The sequence below is a fragment of the Bacteroides fragilis NCTC 9343 genome (genome assembly GCF_000025985.1).
GTDB lineage: Bacteria > Bacteroidota > Bacteroidia > Bacteroidales > Bacteroidaceae > Bacteroides > Bacteroides fragilis.
In genome coordinates this window covers 2,067,197-2,086,913 of sequence record NC_003228.3, presented here as the reverse complement: position 1 = coordinate 2,086,913, position 19,717 = coordinate 2,067,197, and the positions used below count along the sequence as shown (strand labels likewise).

The 19,717-nt window shown below is 44.3% G+C and carries 19 protein-coding genes and 1 pseudogene; 11 read left to right on the top strand and 9 right to left on the bottom strand.

Annotation, left to right across the window (positions count from 1 at the left end; genetic code table 11):
• Positions 1-7 precede the first annotated feature (7 nt).
• Entirely contained in the window at positions 8-1,330 is a 1,323-nt protein-coding gene (locus tag BF9343_RS08365; protein WP_005792081.1) for an ATP-binding protein, read from the bottom strand.
• 479 nt (positions 1,331-1,809) lie between these two features.
• Here BF9343_RS08365 and BF9343_RS08360 point away from each other — a divergent pair, with 479 nt between their 5' ends.
• The 4 genes and pseudogenes from BF9343_RS08360 (at position 1,810) to BF9343_RS22415 (ending at position 9,705) form a co-directional block, all read left to right on the top strand.
• On the top strand, positions 1,810-5,061 hold the full coding sequence (locus tag BF9343_RS08360; RefSeq protein WP_010992675.1) for a SusC/RagA family TonB-linked outer membrane protein: 3,252 nt from the start codon (positions 1,810-1,812) through the stop codon (positions 5,059-5,061).
• Between the two features lie 20 nt (positions 5,062-5,081).
• Positions 5,082-6,701 carry a RagB/SusD family nutrient uptake outer membrane protein gene (locus BF9343_RS08355; protein ID WP_010992674.1) on the top strand — a complete coding sequence of 540 codons (1,620 nt, stop codon included), beginning with the start codon at positions 5,082-5,084 and terminating at the stop codon, positions 6,699-6,701.
• A gap of 241 nt (positions 6,702-6,942) precedes the next feature.
• Positions 6,943-8,148: pseudogene (locus BF9343_RS08350) on the top strand (alpha-L-fucosidase); the annotation flags it as partial.
• 261 nt (positions 8,149-8,409) lie between these two features.
• Positions 8,410-9,705: a site-specific integrase gene (locus tag BF9343_RS22415; RefSeq protein ID WP_005789089.1), complete on the top strand. Its 1,296-nt coding sequence runs from the start codon at positions 8,410-8,412 to the stop codon at positions 9,703-9,705.
• Between the two features lie 93 nt (positions 9,706-9,798).
• On the opposite strand, the gene BF9343_RS08335 is transcribed toward BF9343_RS22415, so the two are convergent.
• On the bottom strand, positions 9,799-10,116 hold the full coding sequence (locus tag BF9343_RS08335) for a helix-turn-helix domain-containing protein (protein WP_009041186.1): 318 nt from the start codon (positions 10,114-10,116) through the stop codon (positions 9,799-9,801).
• A gap of 1 nt (position 10,117) precedes the next feature.
• Positions 10,118-10,411, bottom strand: a complete 294-nt coding sequence (locus tag BF9343_RS08330) for a helix-turn-helix domain-containing protein (RefSeq protein WP_010992672.1) — start codon at positions 10,409-10,411, stop codon at positions 10,118-10,120.
• A 317-nt stretch (positions 10,412-10,728) separates the two neighbouring features.
• Between BF9343_RS08330 and BF9343_RS23630 the strand changes: the two genes are divergently transcribed.
• A complete protein-coding gene (locus BF9343_RS23630) occupies positions 10,729-11,010 on the top strand; it encodes a hypothetical protein (protein ID WP_172579061.1) in 282 nt (93 codons plus the stop codon).
• A 228-nt stretch (positions 11,011-11,238) separates the two neighbouring features.
• Here the strand turns inward: BF9343_RS23630 and BF9343_RS08320 are convergent, their stop codons facing one another.
• The gene (locus BF9343_RS08320) at positions 11,239-11,592 is read right to left on the bottom strand and encodes a winged helix-turn-helix transcriptional regulator (protein WP_004326138.1); all 354 of its coding nucleotides are present in this window, start codon (positions 11,590-11,592) and stop codon (positions 11,239-11,241) included.
• A gap of 123 nt (positions 11,593-11,715) precedes the next feature.
• On the opposite strand from BF9343_RS08320, the gene BF9343_RS08315 reads away from it, so the two are divergent.
• Positions 11,716-12,510, top strand: coding sequence for an EFR1 family ferrodoxin (locus tag BF9343_RS08315; protein ID WP_004326137.1), 795 nt, complete (start codon positions 11,716-11,718; stop codon positions 12,508-12,510).
• Here the strand turns inward: BF9343_RS08315 and BF9343_RS23625 are convergent.
• From BF9343_RS23625 to BF9343_RS08295, 5 genes are all read right to left on the bottom strand, one after another.
• On the bottom strand, positions 12,468-12,686 hold the full coding sequence (locus tag BF9343_RS23625; RefSeq protein ID WP_172579062.1) for a hypothetical protein: 219 nt from the start codon (positions 12,684-12,686) through the stop codon (positions 12,468-12,470). The two genes, BF9343_RS08315 and BF9343_RS23625, sit on opposite strands and share 43 nt — an antisense overlap.
• Before the next feature lie 17 nt (positions 12,687-12,703).
• Positions 12,704-13,294, bottom strand: coding sequence for a DUF4948 family protein (locus BF9343_RS08310; RefSeq protein ID WP_004326135.1), 591 nt, complete (start codon positions 13,292-13,294; stop codon positions 12,704-12,706).
• A gap of 87 nt (positions 13,295-13,381) precedes the next feature.
• Positions 13,382-13,888, bottom strand: coding sequence for a hypothetical protein (locus BF9343_RS08305; protein ID WP_004326134.1), 507 nt, complete (start codon positions 13,886-13,888; stop codon positions 13,382-13,384).
• 81 nt (positions 13,889-13,969) lie between these two features.
• Complete coding sequence (locus tag BF9343_RS08300; protein ID WP_004326133.1) at positions 13,970-14,461, bottom strand: hypothetical protein; 492 nt, start codon at positions 14,459-14,461, stop codon at positions 13,970-13,972.
• Positions 14,462-14,593: 132 nt separating this feature from the next.
• Positions 14,594-15,022, bottom strand: coding sequence for a hypothetical protein (locus tag BF9343_RS08295; RefSeq protein WP_010992670.1), 429 nt, complete (start codon positions 15,020-15,022; stop codon positions 14,594-14,596).
• 237 nt (positions 15,023-15,259) lie between these two features.
• Here BF9343_RS08295 and BF9343_RS08290 point away from each other — a divergent pair, with 237 nt between their 5' ends.
• The 5 genes from BF9343_RS08290 (at position 15,260) to BF9343_RS08270 (ending at position 19,629) form a co-directional block, all read left to right on the top strand.
• Positions 15,260-16,234 (top strand): ArdC family protein, encoded by a 975-nt coding sequence (locus BF9343_RS08290; RefSeq protein WP_010992669.1) that lies wholly within the window; start codon positions 15,260-15,262, stop codon positions 16,232-16,234.
• Between the two features lie 70 nt (positions 16,235-16,304).
• Positions 16,305-16,943 carry a hypothetical protein gene (locus BF9343_RS08285; RefSeq protein ID WP_010992668.1) on the top strand — a complete coding sequence of 213 codons (639 nt, stop codon included), beginning with the start codon at positions 16,305-16,307 and terminating at the stop codon, positions 16,941-16,943.
• Between the two features lie 54 nt (positions 16,944-16,997).
• Positions 16,998-17,207, top strand: coding sequence for a hypothetical protein (locus BF9343_RS08280; RefSeq protein ID WP_032532203.1), 210 nt, complete (start codon positions 16,998-17,000; stop codon positions 17,205-17,207).
• Between the two features lie 11 nt (positions 17,208-17,218).
• Complete coding sequence (locus tag BF9343_RS08275; protein ID WP_041926203.1) at positions 17,219-17,767, top strand: SLOG family protein; 549 nt, start codon at positions 17,219-17,221, stop codon at positions 17,765-17,767.
• A gap of 149 nt (positions 17,768-17,916) precedes the next feature.
• On the top strand, positions 17,917-19,629 hold the full coding sequence (locus tag BF9343_RS08270) for a ParB/RepB/Spo0J family partition protein (protein ID WP_010992666.1): 1,713 nt from the start codon (positions 17,917-17,919) through the stop codon (positions 19,627-19,629).
• The last annotated feature ends 88 nt before the right edge of the window (positions 19,630-19,717 follow it).

Sequence of the window (19,717 nt, the reverse complement as noted above, 5' to 3'; positions counted from 1 at the left end):
CAATCTACTACATATCCTCTAATGATAAGCAGACTGTGTTTATTTGATATTTAGCCAGGACTTTATTCTCTAAGTGTTCCACTTTCTTTTGGAAAAGTTCTGGCTTGAAATTCTTTTTTTGACGTTTGACTTCTGCTACAATTGCACTTTTGTTATCTAAATAAATAGCTACAATGTCAATTTCATTCTGATTGCCTTTAGGCTCCCACCACGAACCAATAAGACGGAACTCGTAACTTTCAGCATATTTTTGTTTGAAATACTGTTCCAGGATTTTTCCTGAATATGTCGGATAGTCAGCTTTTATTAATTTTCGTAAGCCAATGAAATTTTTTATTTCAATGAGTGAACGATTTCTATCGAAATAATTAAACCAGAAATGAATAAAGTTATCGCATATCCCATATCTGACAGTTTGAGAACCCTCTTTTGAAAAGACAGGACGTTGGCGCACTACTATGTTATAATCTTCAATTAATCGCTTTAGATAACCGCCCAAACTCTTTTCGCCAAGCAACGCTTCTATTTCTGTCTGAGTATTATATCCACCTGAGATAGCACTTAGGATTGAGAAATAGGTACCATAATTCTTGCCGAATTCTTCTATTAACAGATTTTTTCCTTCATCTGTAAAAGGGGAGTTGTCTCTGACCATGAAATCAATCATTCCATCAACGGTTAATACTCTGTTATCACAAAATAATTCAACGTATTTAGGAACCCCACCGGAAAATGAGTATAGTGCCAATAAATCATCATTTGTATATTGGGGATGATAGTCTTTTATGATTTTCTTTAAAACATTCAGACTGAAAGCTGAAAGTTTTATAATATTGTCAGCACGGCCAAAAAGAGGTTCCTTTTCATTATGGAAAATCTTTTCCATTAAAGAATAAATAGAACCACTCACAACGAAATTCATGTGAGTTTTTTGTCTATACTGATCCCAGATATCTTGTATATCACTATAAATCGACTTATTGATATTATAGAATTCTTGAAACTCATCTATAACCAAATTGAATGACTGTCTGGTAGCAACTTCCATAATATACCGAAAGAGAGATTTGAAAGTCGATATTTCTTCTGGCACATAAATATCAAGTGCTTGGGAAACTAAAGTTATGAATTCCCTACATAAAGATGCTTCATTTTTTCTCCCCACAAATAAATAGATAGTAGGAGTTTTTTCAAAAGCTCTCATAATAAGACTTGTTTTACCTATTCTTCTCCTTCCGGTAACTACTGTCAGACGAGAGTTCTCTTCAAAAGATAATTCTTGTATCCTTTGTAATTCAGCTAATTCATTCTCCCTATTGTAAAACTTCATATCCTTTGTTTATTAAGTCTTGATTCTGTAACGATGGTTACTGTAACCACGGTTACAAAGATAATCCTATTTTTATTATTTCAATTACAATATTTTATAAGATTCTTCTTACAGTTTGTATAATAATGTTAATGGCTAATTGTGTGCTTCTCGATATGTCATTTTATACATGTCAACTATTTTAAACTAATGAGTTATTTATTATTCTATAAGTTAATTATGAAGATTATATTTATAATATAGCATTATTTGTTTGTCTTTTATACCCTTATGCTACCATTGGATTTTATAAATAATAAGTCTGAATTTTTCTTTTTTATAATACTATTTGATATTTAATCTTTTGTATATAAGTCCTTTATGTGATATGGCTATTATGCCTTTTTTCTCCATTTTTCGCCTACCGTCCCGATAGAACTTAGTTAGTATTTTTAAACACATATAAACATTTTTATTATTAACTCAAAAAAGCAATACTTATGAAGAAAACCATCTTCTTGATTTTGTGCATTTTATGTTCTCTTGGAGCCATGGCACAAAAGAAATCAATCACAGGTGTGGTTATGGATGCTAGCGGTGAATCAATCATCGGAGCCAGTGTTGTCGAGGTCGGTACCACCAATGGTGTAATTACTGACATCTCCGGCAAATTTACGTTAATGGTCGATCCTAACGGAAAGATCAAAGTTTCTTATATCGGGTATCAGCCTCAGGTACTCGATGTAAAGGGTAGGAATTCTTTCAATATCAAATTGAAAGAAGACTCTGAAATGTTGGATGAAGTAGTAGTTACAGGCTATGGAGGAAAACAGTTGCGTACCAAAGTGACGAATTCTATTTCCAAAGTTAGTGAGGAATCATTAAAGGTTGGTGTCTTTTCTAATCCGGCACAAGCATTATCCGGTGCAGTTTCCGGTTTAAAAGTGACGCAGAGTTCCGGTAATCCAGGAAGTACGCCGACCATTGTACTCCGTGGCGGTACAGAATGGGATGGATCTGGTTCTCCTTTAGTAATGGTCGATGGACAGCTGCGTGATGGTTTAAATGATATCAATCCGGAAGATATCGAATCTATGGAAGTTTTGAAAGATGCAGGTGCTACTGCATTGTACGGTGCGCGCGCCAGTAATGGTGTAATATTGATTACAACCAAAACGGGTAAAGTCGGTAAGGCAGAAATTAATCTTAAGGCTAAAGTAGGTATGAACTATATTAATAATCCCTATGATTTTCTAGGAGCTAAGGATTTTATCACTGCCATACGTACAGCTTATGACACAACACCATGGGCTAGTAAATCATCATTGGATGGTGCCTCCGCTTATGGAACAGGAAATAAATATGGCAGCGATTTGGTTTGGAACTTATTGGTAAAGGATAGCGGAAACGAATTCCTGTTGAACAAAGGCTGGCAACAAATGCAGGATCCGCTTAATTCTTCAGTAACCCTTCTTTATAAAGATATCAAGCCTTCCGATTATAATTTGAATAACCCTTCTCTAACTCAGGATTATAATGTAAATATGTCAGGTGGTAATGATAAAGGAACTTATTATGCTGGTTTAGGATATAATAAGTCAGAAGGACTTCCCATTTCTTCTTTTTATGAGCGTTATAGCTTTATTTTCAATGGCAGTTATAAGTTGGCTGATTGGATTACCGCAAGTTCTAATTTTAATTACAATCGTGCTAATTGGCGTTCTATGCCCGGTTCGCAAGATAATGAAGGGAACTATTTCGGACGTATAATGTCTTTGCCCCCTACTGTTCGATATGAAGATGAAGACGGAAATCCTGTCCTCGGCCCTAATCATAGCGATGGAAATCAGTCGTATCAACCCGAAAAATGGCTTGTAGATAACCAAACGGATAAATTTACAATGATCCAATCGTTGGAAATCAGACCAATGAAGAATCTTGTAATTAAAGGTACCGCCAACTGGTATTATTCGGAAGGTGTCTATGAGAGCTTTACCAAAGATTTCGAAACAGCTCCGGGTAAATTCAATACAACTAGATCTTCTTCTGCCAAATTTGAGCGTGACTTCTCTCAAACTTATAACGTAGTATTAAATTATAATAACACTTTTGCTCAAAATCATAATATAGATGTTATGTTGGGTTCTGAGTACTACGATAAAAAGACAAAAGGATTTAGTGCATCAGGTTCCGGTGCTCCCACTGACGATTTTGCAGATCTCAACCTGACAGATAATGGGGAAGGGAAACGCACAATTGATTCATGGCATAGCCAGTACCGTATTCTTTCTTATTTTGGTCGTTTGAATTATGATTATCAGGGGAAATATCTGTTATCAGGGGTATTCCGTTATGATGGTTATTCTTCGTTGCTTGGAGATAACCGTTGGGGATTTTTCCCGGGAGTATCTGCCGGATGGATTTTTGGAAAAGAGGACTTCATAAAAAATGCCGTTCCTGATTTGTCTTTTGGTAAGTTACGCTTTAGCTATGGTATGAATGGTAATGCAACAGGTATTGGAGCTTATACTTTACAGGGTTCTTATAATTCTCAGAAATACAATGGTAATGTAGGATATTTGATTGGCTCTCTCCCTAATCCGGGATTAAAATGGGAAAAGACCCGTACAACTGAAGTTGGTTTGGACTTAAGCTTCTTTGATAACCGACTGAACGCAAACTTTACTTATTATAACCGTTTAACGATGGATAAATATGCTGATTTGAGCTTGCCTACTACTACCGGTTTTTCATCAGTAAAGAATAATAATGGAGATTTCCGTAACAGTGGTGTTGAGATGGAGCTATCTGGTACAATACTCAAGATAAAAGATTGGACTTGGAAAATGGGAGGTAATATTTCATACAATAAAAATAAAGTTGTTACCTTACCGGACAATGGTCAGCCAAAGAATCGTATTGGCGGTCAGCAAATTTATACCGGACGTAAAGTTTTAGATGAAGCGGGGAATCAAGTAGATGAAGTCATTTTTGTGGGTGGCAAACAAGAAGGGCAGGAACCGGGTATTTTAGTCGGATATAAAGCGGAAGGATTATATAAAGATTGGAAGGATATTCCCGGGGATCTGGTCGTAAAAACAGGAAATTATCAAGGAAAATATCAATATGGTCCGAAGGCATATGCGGCATTGTCAGATGCAGAAAAAGCGAAAGCTCTTCAGATTGAACCCGGTGATGTAAAATGGAAAGACATTAACAATGATGGTACGATCGATGCCTTTGATCAGATAGTAATAGGGAATACGACTCCTCATTGGTTCGGTGGTTTCAATACTACATTGACATGGAAAGGTTTGACGCTGTATGGACGCTTCGACTTTGCATTGGACTATTGGATTTATGACAATACGACTCCCTGGTTCTTGGGATGTATGCAAGGTGGATATAATACAACAACCGATGTATTCAATACTTGGAGCGAAGAAAATCCTAACGCTAAATATCCAAGATATGTATGGGCCGATCAATTAGGCACTGCCAATTATTATCGTACCTCTACCATGTTTGCTTATAAAGGTAATTATCTGGCAATCCGTGAAATCTCTTTGTCTTATTCTTTACCTCAGAATATCGCACGGAAATTTTATTGCCAGAAATTAGATGTATCTGTAACAGGTCAAAACTTAGGATATATTACTTCAGCCAATGTAGCAACTCCGGAAGTTTCAAGTGCTGGTTCTGGGTATGCCTTACCGCGTACTTTACTCTTCGGTATTAATGTTACATTTTAATAATTTGAAATACAAGAAATATGAAAACAATAAAATCAATAATTATATCAGGCATGTTACTGGTAGTATCTGGTGGCATAATGACTTCATGCAGTGATTTATTGGATTTATCTCCAATTGATTTTTACGGAAGTGGTTCTTATTGGACCACTGAAGCACAAGTTACCGGTTATATGGATGGCCTTCATAAACATCTGCGTGATGTAGCCGAACAACACATTTTTACCTTCGGAGAACTAAGAGGAGGAATCTATAAAAGTGGCAATGCATCTGATGGTAACGCACTGTATTACGGCAGTATTATATTGCAGAATTTTGATAAGAACAATACTGGTGTAACCGGTTTTGGTGGTCATTATGGACGTTTGGCTAATATCAATTTATTTATTGACCGTGTGACGAAAGCTGATTATGTAGATGATGCCAAGAAGAAATTTTATTTAGGACAGGCATATGGTTTACGTGCTTTTATCTATTTTGAACTTTATCGTATTTATGGCGGTGTACCTTTAAGATTGGATGTAGAAGTAATTGATGGAGTACTTGATCCCAATAAATTATATATGGCTCGTGCAACCCCCAAAGAAGTAATGACGCAAATCAAGAAAGATTTGGATCTTTCAATGGAGTATTTTGGCAATGTGACAGCTTTTGATCCATATAATCGCGGTAAAAAAGTATATTGGTCCAAAGCAGCTACTGAGTGTTTGATGGGAGAAGTTTATCTATGGACTTCCAAAGTTACTACCGGTGACAATGAGGCTAATATTGCTGATTTGGCAGTAGCAAAACAACATTTACAGAGTGTCATTGATAATTACGGTCTAAGCATGATGGATAATTTTTCAGATGTTTTCGAAGCTAAATCCCATAAAGGTAACAATGAAATAATATTTGCGATTCGTTATCTTGAAGGAGAAGCGACCAATAGAAATGTTAACTATACATACATGAACCAGGGAGAAATAGATAAGGGTGGTTTTCTTGCAGATGGAACGCCATGGAACGATCCTTTAGGATTAAAGAAAAGTGGTGCTCAATGGTGTGAGTATATTCCTGAACTCTTTCAATTATTTGACGTGGAAGACACTCGTCGTGATGCGACTTTCCTGGCTTCTTATAAAAAAGATAAAGATGGTAATTTAAGTCTTTGGGGAACTCATGTCCAAAAGAATATAGGTTACATAAATTCTGAAGGCAATCGTGTTTTTTGTGGGGATTATGCATTCTATCGCCTGCCTTGGGTTTATCTTTCATTAGCCGAAATTGCTAATATGGAAAGTGATAATTCTGGTGTTGAGAAATATATCAATCTGGTTCGTAAACGTGCTTATGCTTCCAATTGGGATGAAAATAAGCATGGGTATAAATCAGGAGATTTCACTCAAAATGAGTTGGCCATATTACATGAAAAAGATAAAGAATTTGTTCAAGAAGGGCAACGTTGGTGGGATGTGTTACGCATGACTCTGACAAAAGGAGGTAAGCATTTAGTATTCTGTAAAGAAGCTAATTTGAAAAATAATGGAGTGCCAATCTTAAATGAAGCGACAGAGAGTCACAAAGTTCTTTGGCCTATTGAACAGAATATGCTTGATAAAGATCCGTCAATAAAGCAAACTCCAGGGTATGAAGAATAACACAATATCTGCATACTTAATATGTTAGTTATATCAAATGTAATTCCTATTAATTTTTGATACTCTTTTCTTAGTAATAGCATGCCAAAACATGCTATTACTAAGAATCTTTTTTATTAGTTTGTATAAATGAATCTTTTTTGCTAACATTGTGAGTGAGTGTAAAATAACTTATTTAATATAATTATATAATATGAAAAAATATTGCTTACTTCTATTTTGTCTAATATGTATTCCCTTAATGGGGCAGTCTACTTATAAGCCGGATTGGGAGTCTATAGATAAAAGGCCGGTTCCTGCATGGTTTGAAAATGCGAAATTTGGCATTTTTATACATTGGGGATTATATTCTGTACCGGCATGGTCGCCCAAAGGAACTTATTCGGAATGGTATAAATATTGGCTTGATAAAAAAACATTGATGGGTAATGGAAATTTTACAGGAACAGAAATATATGATTACCATCGGAAAATGTATGGAGAAGATTTCACTTATGCAGATTTTGCCCCCATGTTCAAAGCTCTTAGTTATGATCCCGAAGAATGGGCTGATTTATTTGAGCACTCAGGTGCGAAATATGTAGTGCTGACAACGAAGCATCACGATGGATTCGCCTTGTGGCCCAGTAGAGAGGCATCAATCAGCTATGGCAGACCATGGAATAGTATGGAAATTGGAGCACATCGTGATTTAGTTGGGGAATATGTAAATGCATTACGTAAAACTGATATAAAAGTTGGATGTTATTTCTCTTTGAGAGAGTGGGATAACCCACTATATAATAAAGAAACAATGGATTTGTTTTATGAACGCCATTGGTTTCCGCAATTACAAGATCTGGTAAATCGTTATAAACCGGATCTGATATGGGCTGACGGTCCCGATCAGATAAATGATAAACAGTGGCAGGCCGAAAGAACATTAGCTTGGTTATATTCAGAATCTCCGGTAAAAGACAGTATCGTTGTCAATGATCGTTGGGCTAACAATACCGGTAAAAAACACGGCGATTATTACACGCGAGAATATAGTAATACTAATAGTTCTTACAATAAGCCATGGGAAGAATGTCGTGGTATAGGCTTGTCGTTTGGTTATAATCAAAATGAAGATTTGGGAGATTATACTTCGCCGAAGGCTTTAATACTGACACTTGTCAATATTGTAAGTCAAGGAGGGAATTTATTACTGGATATAGGGCCGAATGCCAATGGTAAAATACCTCCTATCATGCAGGAACGTTTGTTGCACATTGGACAATGGTTGAAAGTAAATGGAGAAGCGATTTATGGCACACGTGCTTGGGTCAATTCTTGTCAGTGGTCCAAAGGAAACAGAGAGTGGAAATCAAAAGAAAAACACTACGTCAGTGGAGATGCAATCTTGAAACAAACTGTTGATCCCGATCCGGGATATGCAGTGAAAGAGGTGTTTTTTACGAAAAAATTGGTATAAGGCGCAAAGAAAAGCAAAGTTCTACATAAATAAATGCAGGTCAGCATCTTGTATGCAGGGCGGGTTGAAGCAAGCTTCGGCATAAAAAGCCTGAAAACACCCCTTTCGGACAAAGTTCGGCTACTAAACAGCTACCGGTTCCGAAACGGGGTATATACAGCATAACAAGTTCTGTTTCATTGCTTTGCCTTGTTTTGCATAGCTCTTGGTAAGAAATAAGTAACTACCTTTAGAAACGAAAATTTTAGAGTTATGGAAACAAAGAGAAGTACGTTTGCGACCTCGTTCTACATCAAGAGATCCGCAGTGAGAAACCGGGACGGAAAAGCCCCCATCATGGTGAAAATCTCCGTTGACGGCGATGACAAGGCAGTGGGAACCAAGCTGTTCGTCACTCCCGACCTCTGGGAGAACGGCAAGGCGAAAGGCAAGTCCGCAGAGGCAAACGAGATAAACGGGCAACTGAAGGAGGTCTCCGCCCGGCTCACCAACCACTACCACCGCATCCTCCGGGAAGAGGATTTCGTCACCGCCGAGAAATTGCGCAACGCCTTCCTCGGTGTCGGCGTGATGGAGAACTGCATACTGAAAGACTTCGGGAACATGAACCGGGAGTTCGGGGCGATGGTGGAGAAAGGGCAGCGAGCCAAGTCCACCTACAACAAGTATCTGGCTGTTTACAACCATTTCAAGACCTTCCTTTGGGAGAAGAAGAAGCGCACCGACATGGCTTACAAGGAGCTGACCAAGGAGATCATCGCCGATTTCGACAAGTACCTGCGGGTGGAGAAAGGATTGAGCGCCAACACCCTCTGGATATACACTATGCCCTTGCTCAGCCTGACCGACAAGGCGTGGCGGCGGGGCATCGTTCGCACCGACCCCTTCGGCGAGTACAGCCTTGAGATGCAGGAGACCGACCGGGGCTATCTCACGGAGGAGGAGCTGCGCACCTTGGCTAACGCCGTGTTCGTCAAGAAACAGACCAGCCTCGTGCGGGACATGTTCCTCTTCGGGTGCTTCACCGGGCTTAGCTACATTGACATAAAGACGCTCACTCATGACAAGATACAGCGCATGGACTTCGACGGCGAGGAATGGATCATCACCCGGCGCACCAAGACCCGTGTGTCGAGCAACGTCCCCCTCATGGAGATTGCCAAGGAGCTGATAGAACGTTACAAAGGGCTTGCCGGGGGCGACCTTGTCTTTCCCATACCCAGCAACAGCGTGTGCAACAGGCACCTCAAACAGATAGCCAAAGCCTGCGGCATCCACAAGGAGATCGGCTTTCACCTAAGCCGCCACACCTTCGCCACGACCGTCTATCTCTGCAACGGCGGCACCATCGAGGCGCTCTCCAAGATACTCGGGCACAAGCACATTTCCACGACCCAGATCTACGCCGAGGTGACCAACAGGATGGTAAGCTCCGATTTCCGGGCGATCTCCGGCAACCTCGCCGCCATGCAGCGGAGCGTGCTGGAGAAGAAGGACAGGAAACAGGACGGGAAGCGGGTGCGCCGCTCCCTCCGGGAAACGGCTTGACGCCTTTCCCCGGCGCAGAATGCGGCAAAGGCAGGAACTTCCGATGCGGTGTTCCTGCCTTTGCTGCATTTCCCGATGCACACCCCCGTGCGTTTATGTTGGACTTTTCCCCCGTTTGCGCTTTGGGCGCATGTCCACGTAGTTCTCCTCCAGCATACGCAGCAGATCCGACTGGCGGTAGAGCGTCTTGCCCGGCAGCGATATGTACGGGATCAGCCGTTGCGTGCGGTAATCCTGCAACGTTCTCGGCGTGATGTGCAGCAGCCTGCACACGTCCTCGCCCGTGAGATAGACCTCGCCGTTCATCGCCGGGCGGAAGTGCGCCGTCACCGTGTCGATGTACCTCATTCCCTCTTCCAACGCCTCGAAGTACGCCCGTACCTCTTCCGTGTCCCTTGTGATCACTTCCATCTCACTCGTCCTCCGTCATTTCCCGGCTCATGGCTTCCACGAACGCCTCCACGTCCTCCGTCCGGTAGTAAATCTTGTGGTTGATCTGGCTGTACGGCAGCAGCCCCCGGTCACGGTAGGTCTGCAATGTCCGCTTACTGATGCCCAGTTTCTCGCACACGTCCGCCCCGTCCATCCAGTTCATCTTTTCGGGCGGGCGGTAGCGGGCGCAAAGCTCCCTCACGTGCTGCGAGAAGCAGCCGAACCGTTCCTTCATCTCCTCGAAGGTCTTTTTCTCGATGCTTACTATTTCCATTGTCCCGATACGTTTTTATTGTTATACTTCCCTGCAAATATACCGGTCTGTATATGTCCGTGTATCAAAACCGTACCGCTTGTCCTCGTTTTGCTTCACGTTTGTAGCCTTGTCACGTTCCGGGCGGTGAAAAGCAGGGAGAAGCTCTACATATCCGCACGCCCTTCCGCATATTTTCCGCCCCTTCCGTTTGCCGTGTGCCGGACATTTCGCATATTTGTAACCGACCAAACATCATCACTATGGACGAGGCTGTCTTTATCGCTTAATACACCTTCCTTGCCACTCCTGCGGTCATCGAGGAGGAGAGCCGCATCTTGGGCAAGATCGCACGCCGCCTGCGTTGCGAGTACGTCATCCGTTTCGAGGACGACGGCAAGTTCTATTTCCTGCTGGAGACCCGTTCCGGCTACGAGGAGCATTTCGCCCGGTGCGGCTGGTACGTCGTCAGCCAGACCGACTTCAACAGCCGCCTGACCATCGGCATGGGCTTGTACGAGAGCGGGAACTTGGCGGGCTTCATGTACAGGCTCGATTCCGGCAGCCGTATCCGGGCGATTCAGGAGAACAGGCATCGTGCCGCTTGGATTATAAATTAAGCGTTATTTATTCCTAAATATCAGCACTTTCTGAAATTTTGGCTTTGCATCCATCACGCTTTTAGTCCTTAAAAACTGTCTGCTGTTGTCCGGTGTCTGTCTGCCAACATCTTGGGTTCAGATGTCCGCATTATTTTTGGATTATGCAAATCATTGAAAATAAACATTCTAAGGTTAGTGCAAGGTGCAAGCTATATATAGATATATACTTGTACCTTGCACTAAATTTCAATATTTATTTTTCCGTCTATTTTCCATTATCGTTTCAAAATTTTCTTGCCCCCATTGTTTCAACTGCTCTAAATAAGGGATTAAAGTTTCTCCAAATTCAGATACATAATATTCCACTTTGGGTGGAACTGTGGGATATATTTTTCTATTTACCAATCCGTCCGTTACCAATGACCGCAAAACAGTAGATAGCATCTTTTCCGATATAGAGGGGATTGTTTTGTATAGTTCATTGAAACGTATTACTTCATTCTCATGTAGCTTCAATAAGACAACTAAAGCCCATTTGTCACCCAGCCATTCCAGTATAGGGGAAGCAGAACAATAATCGTAATCTAACTTTTTTCTCATTTTTCTTTTATCCAACAAATTGATATACAGGAAAACTAACCTAAATGTAAGTTGCTGATAACCAAGACAGTTCTTCTTTTTTTTAAGAGACCTATTAACTTTGCTGTCGCAAAAATAAATGTTATGGACTATAAAAGCAAAACGGCAAACGACAAAGAAATATCCATCTATTATTTCTCCGCCACAGGCAACAGCCTGAAATTGTCGCAGGATATTGCGGCGGCTTTTGGAGGAGCCGGTCTGTTCAGAATGACACCGTCAGCTGGAATCACCGCATCGGACTCCCGAATCGTAGGTTTTATATTCCCCGTATATATGGGCGGACTGCCCGGCATTGTCCGCCGGTTCTTGGAAAGTTATCCGTTCAGGAAAGGCGTGTACTATTTCTCCATAGGCACATATTACACGTACAAGGGCTGTGCGGTGTCCGTTGTGGACAAAATCATGTCCGGCAAAGGCGTGCGTCTGGACTATGGCTACAACCTGCCCACCGTAGGGAACTGCCTGAAGGAATACGAGGTATCTTCAGTAAGGAGGACGAAGATACTGGAACGGGCGGAGCTTTACACTTCACGAATAATCGACGACTTGAAAAAAGGCAAACGGAAAAAGCCTTTCCCGTATTGCAGGTTATCGGATCTGTTGCACAAAGGGCTGTTCAATGCCTTTTTCAGTCGCTCGCACTTGAACTTCTCCTTGGAAAATGGTTGTATGGGATGTGGTGTCTGCGAACGTGTATGTCCCGTGAACAATATTACGCTGAAAAACGGAGTGCCCCGGTGGGGAACCGGTTGCGAGGCTTGCCATGCTTGCGTACACTGGTGTCCCCGGAATGTCATTCAGATCGGGAAGTCCAAAGGGCGGCTGCAATACCATCATCCAGCTGTAAAAAGAACGATGCTGTACCGTGTGGAATGATGGGTTCCTATGCTGCGTATCCAGAGATTCCGGTCTGTTTCCCGTTTGTAGGATTCCACCGGAACCAGCCCGTTCTTGCGTTGTTCATGCCGACAGGTCATAGAAACGATATGGATGACCTTACGCATCCTTGCCATCATCTGGAAGAATCGGCGCATGTATTGGAATATCCTCATGCGTCCCTCTTTGCAGGTTATCGTGAATGGTCTAACTCGATGTACCAGCCTTCCTTGACAGGCTTGTACAACGTGGTGTCGTTGTACGTCCTGCGGTAGATCTCGTTCAGGTCGCCGTGTTCGGTGATACGGATATTCCGGCGGCTTTCCAATCCGGGATCGTAAATGAAACTCTTGGACGTTCCCGCATCCACGATGCCGTGGGAATAGTACGGCATAACGAGGCTCACATATACCGAATCCGCCGTTTCCCATTCCCTGCGGTCAACAAGGACAAGACCGCATCCAATCTCTGACAACAGGGAATCGAGCTGTATTCGGTCTGGCTTCAGCAGCCCATATACCGGGAGGTTTTCTTCGTCATTCGTTTCATGGGATGTATCGCTTTGCTCTGTTGAATCAAGTATAATGACCTCTTCCGGAGAAAGCGGCGGGTAGTGGAAACTACCTTCTGAACTCTCTGACATGATTTCGTACACCTTGCGGAACGCCGCCTCGTGCGTGGCGAAGTGGCGTATCATTTCCTCGTCGCTCGGTGGCATGGGCGGCTCTCCGCAGCTTGCGGCAAACAGGCTTGCTAAAAGCAGGATTATGGCGGGTGTTCTCATATTCTTATGTAGATGATGTTTGGCAGCGTTTCGCTTTAAGCGGCAGTGCTGTTTGTTATCTAAATCTTAATGTCTTTATTGGCAAAATCAAGGCACTATTTCGTAAACGGTTCGTTCGTTGTTCCTGAAAATGGTCTGCTCAATCTGTTTTCCGACCTTTACGATGCTGTCTATGTCAGCATTGACTTTCAGGCTAAGGACGGGAGCGTATTTCAGATGTTCGTAATCGACCGGAGTATTGTTATAGGTTGTTTCGACAATAGGATAATTATGTTCCTTTGCGAACTGTTTCAAGGTATCTATGTAGGGAAGCTGCTCTTTACCCATAGCTTCAAAATCTATGTAAAACTTTCCGTTCTCCAGCACAAAGTAGATGCAGTCCACACCATTGGAACAAATACCTATAAAATCATAATCAGTATTTCCTGCCTGCACGTTTCTCAATACATCCGGCAGTTTGTCTATCGTAATCCGGGCAGCAACCGGGATATTGGAGTTTATACCGTCGTTTTGCGTCACTCGTTTATTCCCATGCCCGCAACTCAATAAACTTAAGATAGAAGTAAATATTCCCATAATTTTTAAGAATCTCATAGTTTTATGCTTATTATTAAATAGATAATGGTTTGCAGCTTGCCGCCGTGAGGTGGCACAGGTGCTTGTTATCAGTCACTTTTATTTCAAATCTTCTTTATTTATAGTAATTATTCTATTCGGTATAAAGAATTGAGATGCTTCCACATCTATGCTGTTTGATATATAGCACTTCCAAAATTTCACGTATAGAAATTTCTTTTTGATTTTACGAAAAAACTTGGAAACCATTTGAGAAAAATCATTATTATCAGAACAGCAATAAAAACGTCCAGCAATGTATGCCATATCTTCCCTTTGAAAAGGAACTCTATATTCTAAAACTGGACTTTTCACATAGTCCAATACTTCAGCTGTTGTTCCATCATAATATTCATGTGTATAATATGATATATATTGTTGGAAAGATTTTCCGGTCAAATACATCTTCCGGTCATTAGCACAAATGTCAAAAGGAGATAAATCTCCTTTATAATGTGGGACACACAACAACTCTCCAAATACACTTCTAAGCGTATTTGCAATCATCTCATCATCATTTTTATGCGAATAGAATTCAAATTGCTTTCCCATGTTCTACTGGTTTTAATGACTGATAATATGTAATTATCCACGTTTTCCGCTATTATCTTCGCTCAATTACAAATATATATCATAAGGACGAAACTTCGGAATATTCGGTCTTCCTTTTTTTCTATGGTATGCTTAAAAGCAGTTCTGCGGGCGGTTGTTTGGGCGTTCCCCTTCGGGTCGGGCTTTCCGTTGCAAGTCCTCGCTATGCTGTGGGCTTTCCCCTGCAATCCCTAACGTGGGTGAAAGGGTTTTCACTTTCTTGCGCTTGCACCTTGGCGCACGGGCTGTCCCGTCCCGGCGTCCGTTTCCGACCATTCCGTGAGGCTGCATGGCCGAAGCCGGACATCGGGGCGGAAGGACAAACGGAACACGTCCGTCCGTGCCGCCCGAAAGAGTTCCCCGGCGTTTGTCCGGCAGCCGGAAGCTGACCGTCCTCCCATTGTATTCTCCCGCCCGTATCTCCTTGCCTTGGGAAACGGGCGTTCCCGGCTCTCCGGAAGGCTTCTTTTTCCCGCACCCGGCAAGTAACTTACCATTGACTGGAATAGACTGACAGGGCATTTTTTCCCTAAGCTGATTGGAAAAACATTGACGAAGGTAGGCGGAGGTGAAAGCAAATCCGCAAAAAATGCCAAATCTCCACCCTGCGGGTAGTATTTACCATTTTTTCAGATGGTTGCAATTCACCTTTTCCGCTATCAATGATGGTCAATGTTCTTCCCAATCAGCCAAGGGAAAAAAATTGGTTGGGGCGACAAGCGATGAAAACAGAGTAATAACGATTAAAATTTGTGAGTTATGGCAACAACGAACAGCACCATCGAAAAGATTGCACCGATGTTCACCGATTTGTTAATCAAGAAAATCGAGTGTCTGAAAACGGATTGGCAAAAACCGTGGATTGCGAGCCTTGAACAAGGTTTGCCCCGCAACATCAGAGGGACAGTCTATAACGGCGGAAATGTCTTGATGTTATTGTTCTACACCGAGTTCATGAAATTCACTTTGCCCGTGTTCCTCACGTTCAACCAAGCGAAGGAAGAGGATTTAAGTGTTTGCAAGGGCGCACGCTCGTTTCCCGTCTATTATTGGTTTAAGTTCGTGGTACACAAGGAAACGAAAAAGACAATCAAGTACGAGGAATACCGCAAGCTGCCCGCAACCGAGCAGGAAAATTACAGGGTCATCCCGCAGATGAAGTATTACAATGTCTTCAACATCGACCAGACCGATTTTGCCGAAAAGCAGCCCGAACGCTACGAGCGTATGAAAAAGGGGGAGCAACCCGAAGACTATTCGGACGGGATGATTTACGAGGCGTTGGACGAGCTTGTCTATCTGCAAAATTGGTATTGCCCCATCAAGGTGCAGTATTCGGACAGTGCCTACTATTCGCCCTCTTCCGACCATATCATTTGCCCGCAGCGTGAGCAGTTCCCGCAGGGAGCGGAATATTACGGCACGCTCCTGCACGAGATGGCGCACAGCACGGGAAGCCCCCAACGGCTGAACCGCACGTTCGGCAGCTTCTTCGGAGATGCGCTCTATGCCCGTGAGGAACTTGTCGCTGAACTTACCGCAGCCCTTTGCGGTGCGTTCTTCGGCTACGCAACCGCACCGCAGGAGAACAACGCCGCCTATCTGAAACACTGGCTCACCAAGCTAAAGGAAGAACCCGCCTTTTTGGTGGAGATATTGGGGGACGTGAACAAGGCGGCGAAGATGATTGCCGACAAGGTAACCGAACCGATAAACGAACCCGCAGCAGCCTAAGCGGGACGGTAAAGGAACAAGAGTATAAACCAACGGGCGGAGCAGTCCGCCCCACTAAAGACATAAGACGATGAAAACATTATCGGAAAAGGAATTTAACGGGTTAAACATAAAAGCTATGTTTACCGAGAAGGTGGAACAGGCAAAAAAAGAGCTGTCTCCACTCATGCAGGAGATAAGGAAGTACATGCCCCAAGCGGAATACGGCTACCACGTGGTAAGCGGTGAATACCCCGCATTTTACGGCGTGCGCATAGAGTTCACGTACAACGGCATCCGTTTTCATGTGTACAAGATAAACAAAGAGAACAAGTACAAGATAGCCGCCGACATGGAACACTTTGAATATGTCAACCGCTACGACATCGAAAGGGCGGGCAGCCAATACGAAAAGCCGTGCAATATCGGCGTGTTCACCGCCAAGAAAATAAACGATTGGATAAACTACTGCACGCAGATATACAGGCAGGTGGAGCAGGAAAATGCGGAGAATTCGAAAAAGGTAGCCGACTTCTTGAAAAGTATCGAGAACGAACCCGTAAGCTGGGAACGTAGAAACTATGCGAAAGGGACGATAACCCGCAACGGCTTGCGCTTCACTTTCTACATAGAGAAAGGACACCTCTCCTTTGAACTGTCCCTAAGTTATCGGGGAACGGCTGATTACGACACTTTCCGGCTGTTGGCTGATAACCGCTATATCCCGTAAGGAAACTATTAAACAACCACGGGCGGAGCAATCCGCCCGACAAAACCCAAGAACATGAAAACGGCATTTGTTTACAAACGGATATACCGCCTAATCCTTTGGGCTTCGGTGGTTTATTTCCTCACCACCACCGCAGGGCGGTTTTTCGCCTTGTCGCTTGTCGTGGCTCTGTTTTACTTCGTGGCACGGCTTGTTTTCGCCCTTGCGTGGCGTCTGTTTGTCGGTTTCGTGTTCGTACTGATAATCATTCTTTTAATACTCTAAAATTTACCGATATGGAAACAAGGACATGGACAGAAAACGGAACACCCGTTACCAAGGAAAAGACGGTAGCCTTTTCGGGACACCGCACCAACCGTATAGCCAAGTTCACGGCAGACCGTGAGAAACTCTTCAGGGAGGTGGCGTTCGACACGTTCGCAGCCATCGAAAGTTATTGTATCAAAAAAGGCTACGACACCTTTTTGTCGGGAATGTGCGAGGGCTTCGACCTTATCGCAGCAGAAGAAGTATTGAACCTCAAAAAGAGATACCCGCATATCCGTCTGAAATGCGTTGTCCCCTTCAAGGGACAAGCCGAGCGGTACACCCAAGCCGACAAGCAGCGTTACGACACCATTTTGGCGCAAGCCGATGAAGTGGTAACCTTGCAGGACGGATATACCGAGGGCTGTTTCCTGCGCCGTAACGACTACCTTTTGGAAAACTCCGCTTTTCTGATGGTCTATTACGATACGGTAGCCATAGGCGGCACGTTCTACACCCTCAAACGGGCAGTAGAGCAGAAAAAGAAGTTCGCGAACGTATGCTATAACCGCAGGTAGCCCCGTAAGGGCGGATTTTCCGCCCGCTACTTTCTTTCGTGAGCCGGAGCGGGGAAAGAAAGATAGCAAAGAAACCGATTGCCCGAACGGGACGGTTTATTAAAATCAAAAAGAACAACTATAAACAATCAACTTAAAAATAACAGATTATGAAGACAAAAGCAAATCAATCAGCAGCAGAGAGAAACATCACGATGGTAGCATTGGCAGACATTCAGCCGAGCGGTTTCAACCCACGCAAGCATTTCGATGAAACGAGCCTTTACGAGCTTGCCGATAGCATCAAGCAGCAGGGCGTGTTGCAGCCCATCACCGTGCGCCCCGTTGACGGGACAGACCGTTACGGGATTGTTTTCGGGGAACGCCGTTACCGTGCGTCCGTCATTGCGGGCAGGGACGAAATTCCCGCAATCGTAACCGAGTTGTCGGACGAGGAAGCCGAGGAAATGGCGATTACCGAGAACTTGCAGCGCAAGGACGTGACACCCGTGGAGGAAGCCGCAGCCTATCAGCGGCTTATCGAGAGCGGACGCCACACCGTGCAGACCTTGGCGCAACTCTTCGGAAAGAACGAGAACTACATCCGCACACGGCTGAAATTCACCGCCCTTATCCCCGAAATCGCCGCCCTCTTGGATGCGGATGAAATCACCATCAGCGTGGCGGCTGAAATCTGCCGATACGGGGAGGACATTCAGCGTGAGGTGTACGAGAAGCATTTGCAGGACGAGGGAACGTACAACAGTTGGCGGGGACTGAAAGCCGCCGATGTCGCAAGGCGCATCGAGCAGAACTTCACCACCGACCTGCAATACTACCGCTTCGACAAGACCGAGTGCGCCACGTGCGCACATAACACCAATAACTTGCTGTTGTTCCGTGATGGCGGGTGCGGGCATTGCGCCAACCGCACGTGCCTTGCCGAGATGAACGCATCCTACCTCATGGAGCGAGCCGTGCAAATCATGCGGAACCAGCCGGAGGTGTCGCTCTGCCGTGACCGCTACACTACCAACGAGACGGTGGTAGAACGGCTAACCGCTTCGGGCTACGAGGTGGAGACCCTTGACAGGTACACCGCCTTTCCAAGCTGCCCCAAAGAACCCAAAGCCGAAAATTTCAACGACCCCGAACGCTACGGGGAAGCCCGCACCCGCTACGAGCAGCAATGGGCGGACTACATGGAGCAGGAGGAGGAAATCACCCGCAGGAGCGGAGCGGGGGAAATCACCGTCTATGCCAAAATCGGGCAGAAGGAGATTACATTCTGTTACGTGGAGAACATGACCGAAGCACAGACAGCGGACGGAACGCCCGCACCCGCACCGCTCTCACCCGTGGAGAAGTTGGAGAAGCAGGACGAGCGCAACAAGGAAATCGCACTCGAACGCACGGTGGAGGACACCAAGAAACAGATTCTCGAAGCCGACATCACGGGCGGTAAGTTCAGTGCCGATGAAGATACCATGTTGTACTTCTTCCTTCTGTCCTCGCTCCGAAAGGAACACTTCGCAGCCGTGGGGATTGCGGAAGACAAGCCGTATATCACGGACGAGGACAAGATGGGGATTATCGGCAACCTCACCGTGAGGATGAAGACCATCATCCGCAGGGACTTCCTTGTAGCCAACTTCAAGGGAGCGTACGGGAACAACACCGTGGCGACCCTCTTGCTTGACTTCGCACGCAGGCACATGCCGGAGGAACTCGCCAACATCGAAAGGGAGTACAACGGGGTGTACGAGAAGCGTCACCAGCGCATCGAGGAAAAGAAAGCCGTCCTCTTGATGCAGGAACGGGCAAGGGAGCGCAAGGTAACGCAACCCGAGGAACAACCGCAACCCGAAGAGATTGCAGCCTAAGGACAAAGGGCAGGGCGGAGAAATCCGCCCGCTACTTTCTTTCGTGAGCCGTGGCGAAAAAGAAAGATAGCAAAGAAACCGATTTTCA

Coding starts and splice junctions, on each gene's coding strand:
- BF9343_RS08365 (WP_005792081.1), bottom strand. CDS start 1,330: ATGAAGTTTTACAATAGGGAGAATGAATTAGCTGAATTACAAAGGATA.
- BF9343_RS08360 (WP_010992675.1), top strand. CDS start 1,810: ATGAAGAAAACCATCTTCTTGATTTTGTGCATTTTATGTTCTCTTGGA.
- BF9343_RS08355 (WP_010992674.1), top strand. CDS start 5,082: ATGAAAACAATAAAATCAATAATTATATCAGGCATGTTACTGGTAGTA.
- BF9343_RS22415 (WP_005789089.1), top strand. CDS start 8,410: ATGGAAACAAAGAGAAGTACGTTTGCGACCTCGTTCTACATCAAGAGA.
- BF9343_RS08335 (WP_009041186.1), bottom strand. CDS start 10,116: ATGGAAGTGATCACAAGGGACACGGAAGAGGTACGGGCGTACTTCGAG.
- BF9343_RS08330 (WP_010992672.1), bottom strand. CDS start 10,411: ATGGAAATAGTAAGCATCGAGAAAAAGACCTTCGAGGAGATGAAGGAA.
- BF9343_RS08320 (WP_004326138.1), bottom strand. CDS start 11,592: ATGAGAAAAAAGTTAGATTACGATTATTGTTCTGCTTCCCCTATACTG.
- BF9343_RS08315 (WP_004326137.1), top strand. CDS start 11,716: ATGGACTATAAAAGCAAAACGGCAAACGACAAAGAAATATCCATCTAT.
- BF9343_RS23625 (WP_172579062.1), bottom strand. CDS start 12,686: ATGAGGATATTCCAATACATGCGCCGATTCTTCCAGATGATGGCAAGG.
- BF9343_RS08310 (WP_004326135.1), bottom strand. CDS start 13,294: ATGAGAACACCCGCCATAATCCTGCTTTTAGCAAGCCTGTTTGCCGCA.
- BF9343_RS08305 (WP_004326134.1), bottom strand. CDS start 13,888: ATGAGATTCTTAAAAATTATGGGAATATTTACTTCTATCTTAAGTTTA.
- BF9343_RS08300 (WP_004326133.1), bottom strand. CDS start 14,461: ATGGGAAAGCAATTTGAATTCTATTCGCATAAAAATGATGATGAGATG.
- BF9343_RS08295 (WP_010992670.1), bottom strand. CDS start 15,022: ATGCCCTGTCAGTCTATTCCAGTCAATGGTAAGTTACTTGCCGGGTGC.
- BF9343_RS08290 (WP_010992669.1), top strand. CDS start 15,260: ATGGCAACAACGAACAGCACCATCGAAAAGATTGCACCGATGTTCACC.
- BF9343_RS08285 (WP_010992668.1), top strand. CDS start 16,305: ATGAAAACATTATCGGAAAAGGAATTTAACGGGTTAAACATAAAAGCT.
- BF9343_RS08280 (WP_032532203.1), top strand. CDS start 16,998: ATGAAAACGGCATTTGTTTACAAACGGATATACCGCCTAATCCTTTGG.
- BF9343_RS08275 (WP_041926203.1), top strand. CDS start 17,219: ATGGAAACAAGGACATGGACAGAAAACGGAACACCCGTTACCAAGGAA.
- BF9343_RS08270 (WP_010992666.1), top strand. CDS start 17,917: ATGAAGACAAAAGCAAATCAATCAGCAGCAGAGAGAAACATCACGATG.